The organism is Quyinboa sediminis, from assembly GCF_042219855.1.
Classification (GTDB): Bacteria; Bacteroidota; Bacteroidia; order Bacteroidales; family UBA5342; genus JBHJHP01.
Window position 1 is genome coordinate 464511 of record NZ_JBHJHP010000001.1, and the last position, 14928, is coordinate 479438.

Here is a 14928-nt window from a genome sequence, read left to right on the forward strand (position 1 = left end):
AACTATTGCTGATAAAGTGAAACTAAAATATGGAAAAATCAAAAATAATTGAATCGCTAAAGTCTTATTTTGAGAGTGATTTTACAGATTTTGCTGTTATGGTCACGGGAGAATGGGGAATTGGGAAAACACACTTTCTCACTCAGGAGCTTTTCCCTAAACTTAAGCTACTAAAACTGAGGCCTATTTATATTAGTTTAATTGGCCTTAATAATGATTTACAATTAGAGAAGTTAATATTTCAAAAAATAAATCCTTTCTATAGTTCCTACAATAGGTCAGCAATTGCGAAGGAAGCAGATTATATAGAATCAATAGTTAATAATACGAAAAGGCCTGATATTAATATCCCCGAGAATTTAGTACTTTGTTTTGATGATTTAGAAAGAATTAAGCCAGAATTTTTAGAGTCAGCAATGGGCTTTATAAATGTATTTTTAGAACATTATAAAACAAAATGTCTCTTCATTTGCAATGAGAAAGTTTTAGAAAAAAATGATAATTTTTCTTCTTATAAGATTGTTAAAGAGAAGTATATTAGATTTACTTATTCATTTAGTCCAGTGTTAGGGGAGGTTTTAAAAGATAAATTGCCAGAAATAAATTCAGCACATCTTAGTTATTTTGATGAAACAATTATTGTCGAAATGTTTAAGAGAGGTAATACTTATAATTTGAGAACTTTATTCTTTATAATATCAATTTATGAGCAATGTCTTAACGTTCTAGATAAAGATCCTAGTTTTAATTCATATCAGGACAGAATTATTAGTTTAATACTTACTTATTGTTGTTTTTATACAATTGAAATAAAAAAAGGAACTCCTCATGAATTACTTGATAAAATCACAATTGCCCTAAATAAAGACATATTGTTTAATTGGATGAATGATAAAGAGATTATTGAATCTATTGATGAAGATTTGGAACAAGAGGATAAAAAAGCTTCAGGTGATTTTTCTGATAAGTTGGAAAGCATCCAGCAGAGCTATTTTTATGACGATTACATTCAATTTGAACGTTTTCTAAGTATTGCTGGATTAATTAAAAGTGGTTATCTAGATACCATAATGCTAAAAAATGAAGTTTATAGTTTGATCAAAGCTTTGAAAAAGAAAGAAAAACGTAACAATGAAAGTCGAATAGTGAGTTTACTTGAGAATGTGTTTGATTTGTCTGATTCAGAGCTCAATCAAAAAATAGAAATAATAACTGAAGAAGTAAAAAAAGGAACGTTTAACTTAACTACATATTTAAGACTTTATCAAAGACTAATTTGGCTTGAATCACTCAGAATTAAAGATATAAGAGTTAATGAAGAAGTTACTCTAAAATTTAAAGAAGGGGTAAAGAAAGCATCTAAAAGTGGGGAGTTGGATTATATTGAAAACCTTCATTTTCAAATTCAATGGAGCAAGGAAGATAAAAGTGAATATGCTAAAAGATATAATCAGTTTGCAGATTATGTTAGTAAAATAAATGAGAGTTTAAATGAAGCAAAAGAATTTAAAGATTTATATACTGCAATTGTTCAAAACAATCATGATGAAATATTTAACCTACTCAATAAAGAATCGGATATAAGATTAATAAAAAAAAATGCAAAGGAAATCTATGACATTTTAATTCATGCAAATGCAGCTACAACTAATAATTTTCTTAACGCAATTGAAAAAAGATATGCTGATGATGGTAGTATTATTTCTCAATTGCTAAGCCTGGAAAAAGATTTTATTAATTCTTTATACGAATTATTAATAAGTGATAACAACCTAAATCTTGAAACTGAAAAGCCGTTGAGTAAGGTACCATTAATGTTTTTAAAAAACCATTTGCGCATATTAATGAAATCCCCCTTCCCTGACGATAAAATCAATCAGAATGAAGAATAAGATAAATATTTGGTTAATTATATTGCCTACTATACTTTTTGTATTATTGGTGTCTACGGCTCTCATCATTATTTGGACATGGGAAAATCCTTTAAATATAAATGCACAAATTGAGTATGATGCATTCGGTACATATGGTGCTTTCTTTGGAGGTGTTATTGGTACATTGTTTGCAATTGCAGGGGTTATTTTTGTTTATTTCACATATAAAAATCAAGTTGATTTTCACGAGAAAGAACAAATTGAAAGTAGATTTTTTGAGTTAATAAAACTACACGATAAAAATGTTGAAGAGCTTAAAAATATCGATAAGGACATATTTAATTTTTATATCAAAAACATCAAAAACTTTGTAAAGATCGTTGATGAATACAACATAAGTGAATCTAAAAATTGGGATGGTAAGACAAAAGTTAAGTTAGGTTATTTGTATTTTTTTTATGGTTCATCGGAATATACGGCAGAGAGATTGACAGGAATTTCCGTTGAAGTCGATGAAATTACGCAACTCAATTTATATATAAAAGCTTTAGGAATAGAATTTAACGGGGCATTTGGAAATTTTGGAAAATATTTTAGACAATTATTTCAAATTGTTACATACATTGATAACAAATCAATATTGAAATATAAAGAGAAAGAACAATATATTAAGTCAATAAGAGTCAGATTAAATATTGAAGAGCAATATTTGTTATTTTTAAACTCATTAGTATCAATGGGTTTGGATTGGGAGAAAGGCAAGGATAAACAGAATAAGCAATTAATTACAAAATATAATTTATTAAAAAATATACCTAAAGAATATATTCAAATTGATGGTGCTGATTTCAAAACTGAATATCCAAACATTCATTATGAATTTATGGGTGATAAAAAATCAGAAGAAAGAAAAAGGTTAGAAAGTTTATACTTTTAATTGACATTTAGTGAATAATGAAATTTGACGAAATAAAATTAAAATAATATATTTTGGGGAATATCAGAAGGTGTAACTTCGGTTACGAAGTTACACCTTCTATCGTAAAAATCAAAATGTCCAGTTTTTAGTAGAAAAAACTGGACAAAATCTGTATATTTGAATAAAGGTTAAAATGCATGAAAGTATCTGATTATATACTATTTAAGATTGATCGTTTCCCGAAAGGATATGTGTTCACCTATAATGATTTTATAACAGAGGTGAATAAAAAAGAAGCTATAATTAAAGCACTAAATCGATTGGTTAAAAGCGGAAAAATAGATAAGTTATCAAAAGGGAAGTATTATAAACCGGAGAGTACTCCTTTTGGTGATTTATTGCCGGATAAGAAACAAGTTGTAAAAGATTTACTTGAAGACAATGGTAAAGTAATAGGCTATTTAACAGGTTACAGTATATATAATAATTTTGGATTAACAACACAGGTTAGCAATGCTATCCAGATCGGAAGCAATCAAATAAGGTCAACTTTTAAAAGGGAACGGTATACAATTTCATTTATTAAGCAAAAAAACACAATAACCAAAGAGAATATTACCAAACTTCAGTTATTGGATGTCATAAAACTTATAAAAAAAATACCTGATACAAGCATAGAAAAATCTTGTAAACGTATTCTTAGCTTGTTACGCAAGCATTCTGAAAATGATATCAACTCTCTGGTAAGATTAGCATTAAAGTATCCTCCATCTACGCGCTCACTATTGGGGGCAATGCTGGATGAACTTGATTTGGATAATGTTGCTATGCCATTAAAGAAGTCTCTTAATCCAATAACTAAATATCAGTTTCCTGGTACAGCAAAAGTATTGTCCTCAACAGAAAAATGGAACATACGATGAAATTACATGAAGATAAAAAATTATTCCGGCAGGCCATTCAGGCAACAGCTGATAAAATGGGAATACAGGCGATCTATGTGGAAAAAGATTACTGGGTAACATACGCATTATACACAATTTTTAATAGTGAATTAAGTGATGATGTTGTTTTTAAAGGAGGAACAGCACTATCTAAATGTTATAATCTGATAGAAAGATTTTCTGAAGATATTGATCTGGTTGTACTTCGGAGTGAAGGTGAAAGTGATAGTAAAATGAGAACTAAATTAAAAACTATTAGTAAATCAATTGAATCTGTTTTGCCTGAAGTGGACATACCTGAAGTAACTAATAAAAAGGGGATGAACCGAAAGACAGCTCATGCTTATGAACAAGTATTTAAAGGAGACTTCGGTCAGATTAGAGATGTAATTATTTTAGAATCTTCCTGGTTGGGGTATTATGAGCCTTCAAACACAAAACAAATTATATCTTTTGTAGGAAATATGATGCTAAGTAACGGTCAGGAGGATTTGGCAAAGGAAAATGAATTAATGCCTTTTGAAATAAGAGTACTAGATCCCATAAGGACGATATGTGAAAAAATAATGAGCCTGGTCCGTTTTTCCTACGGTGAACATCCCATTGATGATTTGAAAAGTAAAATCAGACATATTTATGACCTGCACAAACTATTGCAGCAAAAAGAACTTTTAGAATTCTTCAAATCGTCTGAATTTGAAAAAATGCTATTGAAAGTGGCAAATGATGATGTGGCCAGTTACAAGAACAATAATGAATGGTTACAATATCATCCTAATACTTCTTTGTTATTCGAAAAACTGGATGAGATATTGAAAGAGTTAGAGCCGGTTTTTAAAGGCGACTTTAAAATGCTTGTTTATGGGGAGCTACCAGAATTTAGTGACGTAGCTAAAACGTTGCAATTGATTAGAGAACGAATGGGAAAAATTGATTGGACAATTGAAATATAATATGAAATTTACCGAAGCTAAACTTGAAGACACATTTATTGACCTGTTTCAGGAGCAGAAATTTAATTATCAACCTGGAGCAGATTGGGTAGGAAAAGAAAGTAAGGTAAGTTATGGTAAGGTTGAAAGTACTGATGTCCTCATTGAAAAAGATTTGATAGCATATTTAAAGGATCAGTATTCAAAAGAAGGTTTAACGGATAATGAAATAAGTTCAATCATTCTCGGCCTAAAGAAGAAACCATCCTCAGATTTATATCAAAGCAATAAATCCATTCTGAAAATGGTTTCGGATGGTTTTGTTTTAAAGCGGGAAGACCGATCTAAAAAGGATCTGTTCATTCAACTGATTGATTACAGTGCTTCAAACAATAACCTTTATAAAATAGTCAACCAGTTAGAAATTACCGGATACGAAAAACGCATTCCCGATTTAATTGTCTATATCAACGGACTTCCATTGGTTGTGTATGAATTTAAATCGGCTATCAGAGAGGAAGCAACCATTCATGATGCGTTTATACAACTAACCGTTCGCTATAAACGGGATATTCCGGAGTTGTTTAAGTACAATGCATTTTGTGTCATCAGTGATGGTGTGAATAATAAAGTGGGGTCACTTTTTGCACCCTATGAATATTTTTATGCCTGGCGAAAAATTACCGGTGACGAAATTGACGTTGATGGAATAGATTCCATGTTTTCCCTGATTCAGGGTTTGTTTAATCGTGACCGGTTACGTGATGTCATTCAGAATTTTATTTACTTCCCGGATAATTCAGCAAAAGAAGAAAAAATAGTCTGTCGCTACCCACAGTACTATGCTGCCAGAAAACTGTACAACAATATTCTGCTGCACATGCGTAATTCTAATGCAGAATTGTCTACCAAAGATTTAGTGAAGGCTGACGGGAAAGGTGGAACCTATTTCGGCGCAACCGGATGTGGTAAAAGTTTCACCATGCTTTTCCTGTCCCGCTTATTAATGAAAAGTGTTGCATTGGAAAGTCCGACGATTGTTTTAATTACAGATCGAACCGATTTGGATGACCAGCTTTCAACGCAGTTTACAGAGGCCAAAGGATATATTGGAGACAACAATATTATTAGTGTTGAAAGCAGGGAACATTTAAGAGAGCTGGTTCAAAACAGAACCAGTGGTGGTGTATTTCTGACGACCATTCATAAGTTTACCGAAGATACCGAGTTGCTCACGGACAGAACCAATGTAATCTGTATTTCAGATGAAGCCCACAGAAGCCAGGTAAACCTGGAGCAAAAGGTGAGGGTAACAACTTCAGGGGTTAAAAAGACCTACGGCTTTGCCAAATATTTGCACGATTCATTACCCAATGCGACATATGTTGGCTTTACAGGCACGCCTATTGATGCCACTTTGGATGTATTCGGTGAAATTGTTGATTCCTATACCATGACTGAATCTGTAAAGGATGAGATCACCGTTAAAATAGTGTATGAGGGAAGGGCAGCAAAAGTTATACTTGATAATACAAAGCTGGAAGAAATAGAAAATTATTACAACCAGTGCGCAGATGAAGGAACCAATGAGTATCAGATAGAGGAAAGCAAAAAAGCCACAGCAAATATGAATGTCATAATCGGAGATCCGGATCGTTTGCAGGCAGTGGCAGAAGATTTGGTAAAACATTATGAAAATCGCGTAGCAGAAGGTTCTACCGTCAAAGGGAAGGCCATGATCGTTTGCAGCAACAGGCAGATTGCATACAAACTTTACAAGAATATTGTGGATCTTAAACCTGAATGGAAAAAGAAAAGGGTTTGTGAACCGGGAAGTATATTGTCAGAAATTGAGAAAAAGAAGATAAAACCCATGGAGATGATCAAAATGATTATGACCAGGGGAAAGGATGATCCGGAGGATCTTTATAAAATGCTGGGGTCAAAGGATTACCGAAAAGAGCTGGACAGACAGTTTAAAAATGCAAAATCAAACTTCAAGATAGCTATTGTGGTGGATATGTGGCTCACCGGTTTTGATGTACCTTTTCTGGATACGATGTATATTGATAAACCCATTCAACGTCATAATCTGATCCAGACCATTTCAAGGGTGAACCGGAAGTTTGAAGGCAAAGAAAAGGGATTGGTAGTGGATTATATTGGCATTAAACGACAAATGAATCTTGCCCTTGCTCATTATAACAAAGTTGACCATGATAATTTTGAGGATATTCAGCAGTCCATTGTAGTTGTCAGGGATCATTTGGACTTGTTGGATAAAATCTTTCATACATTTGACAGCAAACCATATTTTACCGGAACATCACTGCAACAGTTACATACTTTAAACATGGCCACAGAATTTGTTCAGGTTACCCAGGAGCTTGAACGACGATTTATGCACCTGGTTAAACGACTGAAAGCTGCTTATGATATTTGTTCCGGCAGTGAAGCCTTTGATCAGAATGAAAAAGACAGAATTCATTTTTACCTGGCTGTCAGATCAATTGTCTTTAAGCTCACAAAAGGAAATGCCCCTGATATTGCACAAATGAATGCGAGGGTCAGAGAGATGATCAAAGATGCTTTGTTAAGTGATGGAGTTGAAGAGATTTTCCGTTTAGGAGATGAAGCTACAAAGGAAATTGACATCTTCGATGAACAATATCTTGCCAAAATTGAAAAAATAAAGTTACCAAATACAAAAATAAAACTGCTACAGAAACTTTTAACCAAGGCTATTGATGAATTCAGACGTGTAAACAGGATTCAGGGAATTGACTTCTCGCGGAAAATGCAGGCCCTGGTAGAAAAATATAATGAACGACGTGAAGCCGATGTGTTGCGAGGTGAAGTTTTGGAGGATTTTACAAATGAAATTATAGACCTGTACCATGCACTCAAAAGAGAACGGGAGTCATTCTTTGATATGGGTATTGATTTCGAAGAAAAGGCCTTTTATGATATTCTAAAGTCCCTTGCACATAAATATGATTTTGAATATCCCGAAGACAAATTGATTCACCTTTCGGAGAAAGTCAAAATAGTGGTGAATGATAAAGCCAAATATACAGACTGGGAAAAAAGGGTAGACATTAAAGCTGAACTTAAGGTCGACCTGATCATTCTCCTGGCAGAAAATGATTACCCTCCTGTGGATAGAGATGAAGTCTATAAAGAAATTTTTGAACAGGCAGAGAATTTTAAAAAGTATAATTGAGAAATACACAATTGAATTAGAAGTTTTGTGTTGTCAAAACCTATAATAGCATTTAAATGATTGAATTTATAAATAGAGGGGATATAGATAAAATTAGAAATTATTCTAAACTTGAAATAAATCCAACTAGGTACTTAGAATTAAAAATAATATATGAGAAACTTGAATTTTTGTGTGATAAAATTTCTAATCACGGATTCAAATTTCATATTAGAAAAGATCCCAGGAAACAAGCTGGCCGTGGTAAATTTAAATTTCAGGAATATCACTGGGCTCAAATATACTTTCCTGATTTATATGAATCTTGCAAGAACAAATTTGCCATGATTATTGGAATAGGAGATGGACTTCAGTTTCACATAATGGGAATAAAAAAATATAAAGACTTAAAACCTTCTATTGAAGCAAGTAATGAATCATGGACGGAAATACCATGTGATAATTCTAATTTTGAATTGGTTACTAAAGATTTTATAAGTTTTGCAAATAAATATAGAAGACTGTTTATAAAAAAAGGAGCTGAACTTGGCATTGACCATTGTATATATTTAAATAAATTACACAACATGGATGATATTATTAACTTATTAGAGTTTAAAAAACAAATTATACTTCAGGGACCTCCAGGAACTGGTAAAACATATACAGCGAAGGATATTGCTGAAAAGTTAATTTTTGGAGACATATCCTCAAACAAAGAAATACAGAAAACCAATTTGGAAAGTTCTGAACAATTTAATTTAATTCAGTTTCATCCATCTTACTCATATGAGGATTTTGTAAGAGGAATAGTAGCTAATTCAGAGGATGGTAAATTAAAATATGAAACGAAAAATAATTTTTTTATTGAATTTACTCAAAAGAGTTTAGATCATCTTAATACATTTATAGATGGTGAGAAAGAATATTTTAAAAAAGAAGAAACATACAAAAACGAATTAGAAAGTAACCAACTATTTATTAAAACTAAATCTTGGATTGATAAAAGAGATTGTGACGCGAATACTAAAATACAATTGTCTGAATTTTGGATAAAACGGTTCGTTTCTCATATACTGAATAATACGAAAAATGGATCTTTAAAGATTTCTAATAATATTGAAATAAAGGAAATATATAAAGATTATTCTATTACTCTTAAATATATAAACAATGATAAACACGAAGGTGTAAGTATTAAAAACTTGAAAGATTGTACTGAAAACTGTATTCTGGGTAAATTTCAAGAGGCTGATATAGAAGGTCATGTAACATGGAATCTATTTGAGACTCTACTGGAATATTATTTTGATTTTATTAATAAAGAAACAAAGAATGTAATATCGAGTATTATTAAGCCTTCAAATGAAAGACCTGTACTAAAAAAGTATATTATAATTGTCGATGAAATTAATAGGGCAAACCTTTCTTCAGTTTTGGGTGAACTAATTTATGCATTAGAATATCGAGGCTCAACTGTTGAAAGTATGTATGAATTGGAAGGGCAAGGTAGAACTATTATTATTCCACCAAACCTCTACATAATTGGCACTATGAATACTGCAGATCGAAGTGTTGGACACATTGATTATGCCATAAGAAGACGTTTCGCATTTATCGATATTCTCCCTTCTGAACATGTCATCGAAGAAGTGGTGTCAGAAAAGGATGGCTTACGAACAAAAGCAAAATCTCTGTATGAAAAAGTTGGAGAATTATTTCATGAAAAAATCAATAAAAAAGATAATGCATCAACCTATCTAGCATCTGATTTTTCACCAAAAGAAGTTAAACTTGGTCACAGTTATTTTCTGGCAGAGTCAGAGGACCAACTAAAAATGAAACTTGAATATGAAATCAAACCTATATTATTTGAGTATGTTAAAGACGGTATTTTGTTGGAATCTGCAGTAACAAAGATTAATGAGCTAACCCTTTAATATGTTACAATATAGGGAGCAATATAATAGTACAATTTTAGAATTCGCTGATCTGAATTTTGAGGGAAAAAAGGAGATTTACTTTTCAAAAAGGAGAGAGGATTCACTTTGTTTTTCTTTATCAAAAAGAAGAGGTGTAAATTGCCATCTGATAACTTCTTATTTTGTTGGTATAGATATTATTCCAGATATAAAAGTCCCAATTTACATAGAACCTAAACTAAATGCAACGCGAAAAGAGAATGAAAGTAATACTAATGAAATTGAGACAGATTACCTGAGAATGTTGTTTGATGCACTCAGACATAATGATATTGCAAATAAGTATGTTGAAGATCTGTTTGAAATTAAATGGGATAAAACATTTATTGAAATTGATCAAAAGCAGGATTTACTTACTCCACTACTTGTTGTTCAGTTTTTAAATGTGGTTCAGCAAATTGTAAGAAAGGGATTAAAAAAGTCTTATTACAAGGTAGAACAAAACCTTAATAGTCGGATTAAAGGTAAAGTATTGGTTGGTAAAACGATTAAACAAAATCTAACAAAAAACAGACTACTCAATACATACTGTAGCTATGACGAATTTGGGATTAATACCCTGGAAAACAGGTTGATTAAAAAAGCACTTGATTTTGTAAGGCGCTACCTGCCATCATTACAGATTCCAAACTCTTATGAATACACTGCACAAATTTTTAATTACATTATGCCTGCTTTTGAACAGGTTTCTGAAGAAGTCAACTTAAATGATATCAAACACACCAAAACAAATGTCTTTTACAGAGAATACGAAGAAGGTGTTCGTTTAGCCAGAATAATTTTAAAGCGTTTCGGGTACAATATTTCAAATACAGAAAGAATTAAAATAAAAACACCTCCCTTCTGGATTGATATGAGTAAACTATATGAATTGTATGTTTTGGCAAAATTGAAAGATAAATTTGGTCATGAAGTTGAGTACCAGTTCCATGCAAATTATGGTCAGCCTGACTATATTTTGAATAGTCAAAAGATAATAATTGATGCCAAATACAAACCTTACTATAATAAAGCATTTAATAAGAATGATGATCAAAAAAGGGAAATAATTGTAAGTGATATTCGCCAGGTAAGTGGATATGCACGAGATAAAAAAGTACGGGAAAAATTGAACGCAGAAAATGATGAAGTTTTAGCATGTTTGATAATTTACCCTGATTTGACTAAAGCAGATAATTTTATGGACAGAGAAATCCTCGAAGAAAAAATTGAGCAGTTTGAAAAGTTTTGGAAAATTGGAATAAAACTACCTTTAATTAAATAGTGAGTTTTATATTGTACTTACTAATCAAAATTATATTGAACCATGACCAGTCATCAACAATCCGCAATTAACAAGTATCTCCGAACATTAAAATCTACGGAATGGATTAAAGAAGAATTATACAAATTTGAATTTGCAAATTATATTTATTCAAATATCGATTGGAATACGCAAAATGATGATAATATTTTGAAAATACTGTTGCAGTCGCAGCAAAACAGGTACACAGAATCCCCAATAAAAGGAATTCAGTTTATTGTAAAAAGTGGAAGGATAGATTATAATCATATTATATCATTAGAAGATGTTAAACTATTTAGGCTTTTTAACGAGAAAAGGACATTGGATTCCATTGACTGGTCGAACCGGTCAATGAGTTTTACATCACTTTCTGCATGGTTATCGTCATTATTCCCGGAAATTATTTTCCCCGCTCCATTAAAAGGATATGATAAAACAATCAATTACTTTTTTGGACTGAATGATAAGTTCCCTAAAATAGACTTAAAATATATTATTGCTTGTCAGAAATACATGGATGAATCTTTAGAATTGCTTATGAAGTTTCCTATTGAACAACTTTTTATTGATCAGTGGAATAAACATTCAGTCTTAAATTCTAAATTAAAATTTGAAACAAAAACTGAATTAAACCAAGTTGATAAAGTCTGGATAGCTCAAGACTTCCATTTATTTGTATTAAGAAATATTTTAAAAATCCATTCTTCATCAGGCAAAAAGAATCCAAAACCTAAAACTCAGGAAGATTTTGAGCCAACTGCAATTGAAGGAAACACTGTTCTGGCTAAACATATGCGTTATGAGCGGAATAGTACTTTAATAAAAAAAGTCAAAGAAAGGGCAATTAATAATAATCCAATGCTAAATTGTGAAGTTTGTGGATTTTCTTTCAAAGAACAATATGGAGATATTGGGATAGGCTTTATTGAAGCACATCATAAGAGCCCCCTTCATTTAGCTAAAGGTCCAAAAACAACAAGGATTATAGATATTGCTTTAGTCTGTAGTAATTGCCATAGAATGCTACATAAAGGGGAGCCGTTTTGTCATGATGTTGAATATCTAAAAAGTCTAATTAGTATTAACCATAATGGAAATTAACATATTCCATTTTTAATAATTTAAAGTTGGGACAGAGGTTATTTCAAGAAAAACAATAGAGTTGATTCCAACCAACTCCATTGTTCTAGGTTTAAATAAGGATAGGCTCTATTTCTTTATTTCATATACAAATGAATTTCCAAAGGGATTATTATAGGCGGATGCATTGCTTTGCCCACTTTTTGCTTCATTTGTGCTAAATTTTTCATGTAGTATCTTAGTACTTTCAGAAACCAGGTTTTCAGTCACTTTGGCATATTGCTGCGTTATTTTAATATTGGAATGTCCCAGCATTTTTGAAACAGCCTCTATTGGTACTCCATTGGATAAAGTTACTGTGGTGGCAAATGTATGACGTGCAACATGGGTACTTAATTTTTTATCAATGTTGCATACATCAGCGATTTCCTTTAAATAGGCATTCATTTTTTGATTGCTGATTACTGGTAATACCAGATTATCTTTTTGTCGTAAGGGATGATCAATATATTTATCCATTAATTGCTGGGTAATGGGGAAGACGGGAACATAATATCGTTCATTGGTTTTATGCCGGTTATTTTCTATAAAATGTTTTCCATCCATACCATTTATAATGGCATCCATGGTTAGTCCTTTAACATCAATAAAGGCAAGACCGGTCATGCAGCAAAACACAAACACATCTCTTACTCCGGATAACCGTTCATTCCTGAAATTATAATTCAGCAACATATAAATTTCTTCTTCAGTCAAATGAGGTTTATAAACTTTCTCGTACTTCATTTTAAATCCCAGGAACGGATCTTTTTTTATGAAACCGGAAGCAATTGCGATGCGTATGACCTTTCCCAGGTTATTGACATACTTTTTGGTCGTATTATGGTTGCATTTGTTTGTAACCTTCAGATAATGAACATAATCCTCTAAAAACTGCAGGTTTATCTTATCAATGGGGTAATCACACTTGTTATAATTTGAAAGGATAAATTTAGCTACATGTGATCTTGAAGTATAATGACGGGTCATGGTTGCTTCTGCAATGTCAATGCCAATGCGCTCTTTGAGCTTTTCATTGTGTTTATCATACAGGTTTAAAACTGTAGGTATTTCATCTTTTATGCCCAAATACTGCCTTTTAACATTAATGGCAGTTACCTCTTTCCCCTGGATGTAAACCTCCTTTCTGGCTTCAAATATATCAGCTCTAACCTGCTCAATATAAGATAATAGCGTTTCTGAATTTGGTCCTTTGGGGAGATTGTTTTTCTCATCCCATTCTGAGGGTAATACCTTTTGAGCTAAACCGATATCAGCCCTTTCGTTTTGAATTGTAACTCGTGCAAGTAACGGGCATTTACCCATTCTGTCTTTTTTTGATAACCTGCACCTAATCAGTACATTAAATGTGTTTTTTGCCATGATAAAAATCCTTTAAAATGTGTTAAAAACATTAGTTAAACATAGCAAAAACGTCCTTTTTTGAAAAATGCAAAATGCTGCAAATGAGTGAAATACGCTCTAAATCGGGGCCCAATTTAAAAAATGATTTGGGCCCCGATTTGGCCCCATAAAATATGCATTGTTTTGCATTATTCTGCGTAGGTCTAAAAATACAAAGCCCTGAAAACGTGCGTTTTACAGGGCCTTTCAATTTTCTGCATTTCTAAAAAGTGGAGCTGGAGGGATTCGAACCCTCGTCCAAACAAGGAAGTCATGTGCTTTCTACATGCTTAGTCCCGACTTGATTTTCGTGCAGCAGCTGGATCAGGACCACCGACTACTGCCTTATCTCCTGAATTTCAATTAACGGCCGGAGCTTCCGTTAACCTATCCCTGAATTTACTGCACCGTCTGATGGAACCGCCTCAGGGCAGGGGCTTTTCCGACGATGTCTCGCTCCGGTATCTTATACCGGATAAGCTAACCTACTGTGATTCGGTTACGCGGCAAGAGCGTAATTGTTTTCGCCAATTATAAGTCTGAACGTTGAGATTTGCGGGCCAGCGTACAAAGCCCGGCATGCTTACACAACACCTCATCTTGCTGTCAAAACCAGTCAGCCCCGTGTTGTAATAAGGAATACAAAAGTATGAAAAAGATTTTAGATTTTAGAACCAGGAGCCAAGACATAAGACGAAAGATTTAAGATATAAGACTTAAGACATAAGATATGTCAATAACCGAGGTGTGACAATTATTAACATGCTGGTTACCTTCTTTTAAATGAATCAATGAACTTGTATGGACTACCCCTCTTTATTTCGTAGTAAAGCGAAGAAAAAGAGAGGGGTCAATATGCTGTAAACGGACTATTGCTGTGAGTTGGGGTGAGTCATGTTTAGAATCAGGAACCAAGACTTAAGATTTAAGATTTAAGATATAAGACTTAAGACAGATCAGTAACCCAGATTTGATAATTTCAAATATGCTGATTACCCACTTTTAAACATATCAACCAGCTCGTACGAACTACCCCTCTTTATTTCGTAGTAAAGCGAAGAAAAAGAGAGGGGTCAGAATGATGAAAACGGGCTATTCGTCCTGAGCTGGGGTGAGTCATTTATACAAGAGCCCATAGTTGCGGCCTTGATACAATTTCATTTCATCCAAAGGTTTTAACCCCGGCCTTCAATTACATTTCTACTATAACCCAGGGTGGCACTCGCTTCGCTCACTTACCCTGGGCTATAGTAATATCACCCTTTCA

The 14928-nt window shown here is 32.7% G+C and carries 9 protein-coding genes and 1 other RNA gene; 8 read left to right on the forward strand and 2 right to left on the reverse strand.

The features are described from left to right. The first annotated feature begins 29 nt into the window (after positions 1-29). The 8 genes from ACE1EF_RS01940 (at position 30) to ACE1EF_RS01975 (ending at position 12239) form a co-directional block, all read left to right on the forward strand. Positions 30-1892: a P-loop NTPase fold protein gene (locus ACE1EF_RS01940; RefSeq protein ID WP_375718920.1), complete on the forward strand. Its 1863-nt coding sequence runs from the start codon at positions 30-32 to the stop codon at positions 1890-1892. After that, positions 1882-2811, forward strand: a complete 930-nt coding sequence (locus tag ACE1EF_RS01945) for a putative phage abortive infection protein (RefSeq protein WP_375718921.1) — start codon at positions 1882-1884, stop codon at positions 2809-2811. The genes ACE1EF_RS01940 and ACE1EF_RS01945 overlap by 11 nt, the downstream gene beginning before the upstream one ends. A gap of 179 nt (positions 2812-2990) precedes the next feature. After that, positions 2991-3716, forward strand: coding sequence for a type IV toxin-antitoxin system AbiEi family antitoxin domain-containing protein (locus tag ACE1EF_RS01950; RefSeq protein WP_375718922.1), 726 nt, complete (start codon positions 2991-2993; stop codon positions 3714-3716). Then, entirely contained in the window at positions 3713-4690 is a 978-nt protein-coding gene (locus ACE1EF_RS01955; protein ID WP_375718923.1) for a nucleotidyl transferase AbiEii/AbiGii toxin family protein, read from the forward strand. Before ACE1EF_RS01950 ends, ACE1EF_RS01955 begins: the two co-directional genes overlap by 4 nt. Before the next feature lies 1 nt (position 4691). Beyond that, the gene (locus ACE1EF_RS01960; protein WP_375718924.1) at positions 4692-7892 is read left to right on the forward strand and encodes a type I restriction endonuclease subunit R; all 3201 of its coding nucleotides are present in this window, start codon (positions 4692-4694) and stop codon (positions 7890-7892) included. 56 nt (positions 7893-7948) lie between these two features. Beyond that, on the forward strand, positions 7949-9811 hold the full coding sequence (locus ACE1EF_RS01965; RefSeq protein ID WP_375718925.1) for an AAA family ATPase: 1863 nt from the start codon (positions 7949-7951) through the stop codon (positions 9809-9811). Between the two features lies 1 nt (position 9812). Continuing rightward, the gene (locus ACE1EF_RS01970) at positions 9813-11117 is read left to right on the forward strand and encodes a 5-methylcytosine restriction system specificity protein McrC (protein ID WP_375718926.1); all 1305 of its coding nucleotides are present in this window, start codon (positions 9813-9815) and stop codon (positions 11115-11117) included. A gap of 42 nt (positions 11118-11159) precedes the next feature. Further along, on the forward strand, positions 11160-12239 hold the full coding sequence (locus ACE1EF_RS01975; protein WP_375718927.1) for an HNH endonuclease: 1080 nt from the start codon (positions 11160-11162) through the stop codon (positions 12237-12239). A 108-nt stretch (positions 12240-12347) separates the two neighbouring features. Here ACE1EF_RS01975 and ACE1EF_RS01980 read toward each other — a convergent pair whose 3' ends face one another. Together ACE1EF_RS01980 and ssrA are read right to left on the reverse strand one after the other, a co-directional pair. Next, positions 12348-13640 (reverse strand): site-specific integrase, encoded by a 1293-nt coding sequence (locus ACE1EF_RS01980; protein WP_375718928.1) that lies wholly within the window; start codon positions 13638-13640, stop codon positions 12348-12350. A 249-nt stretch (positions 13641-13889) separates the two neighbouring features. Then, positions 13890-14285, reverse strand: a transfer-messenger RNA (tmRNA) gene (ssrA, locus tag ACE1EF_RS01985). Between the last annotated feature and the right edge of the window lie 643 nt (positions 14286-14928).

What these genes read in the sequence shown, in the direction of transcription:
- ACE1EF_RS01950 (WP_375718922.1), top strand. Translation starts at nt 2,991, where the DNA reads ATGAAAGTATCTGATTATATACTATTTAAGATTGATCGTTTCCCGAAA.
- ACE1EF_RS01940 (WP_375718920.1), top strand. Translation starts at nt 30, where the DNA reads ATGGAAAAATCAAAAATAATTGAATCGCTAAAGTCTTATTTTGAGAGT.
- ACE1EF_RS01960 (WP_375718924.1), top strand. Translation starts at nt 4,692, where the DNA reads ATGAAATTTACCGAAGCTAAACTTGAAGACACATTTATTGACCTGTTT.
- ACE1EF_RS01980 (WP_375718928.1), bottom strand. Translation starts at nt 13,640, where the DNA reads ATGGCAAAAAACACATTTAATGTACTGATTAGGTGCAGGTTATCAAAA.
- ACE1EF_RS01965 (WP_375718925.1), top strand. Translation starts at nt 7,949, where the DNA reads ATGATTGAATTTATAAATAGAGGGGATATAGATAAAATTAGAAATTAT.
- ACE1EF_RS01975 (WP_375718927.1), top strand. Translation starts at nt 11,160, where the DNA reads ATGACCAGTCATCAACAATCCGCAATTAACAAGTATCTCCGAACATTA.
- ACE1EF_RS01955 (WP_375718923.1), top strand. Translation starts at nt 3,713, where the DNA reads ATGAAATTACATGAAGATAAAAAATTATTCCGGCAGGCCATTCAGGCA.
- ACE1EF_RS01945 (WP_375718921.1), top strand. Translation starts at nt 1,882, where the DNA reads ATGAAGAATAAGATAAATATTTGGTTAATTATATTGCCTACTATACTT.
- ACE1EF_RS01970 (WP_375718926.1), top strand. Translation starts at nt 9,813, where the DNA reads ATGTTACAATATAGGGAGCAATATAATAGTACAATTTTAGAATTCGCT.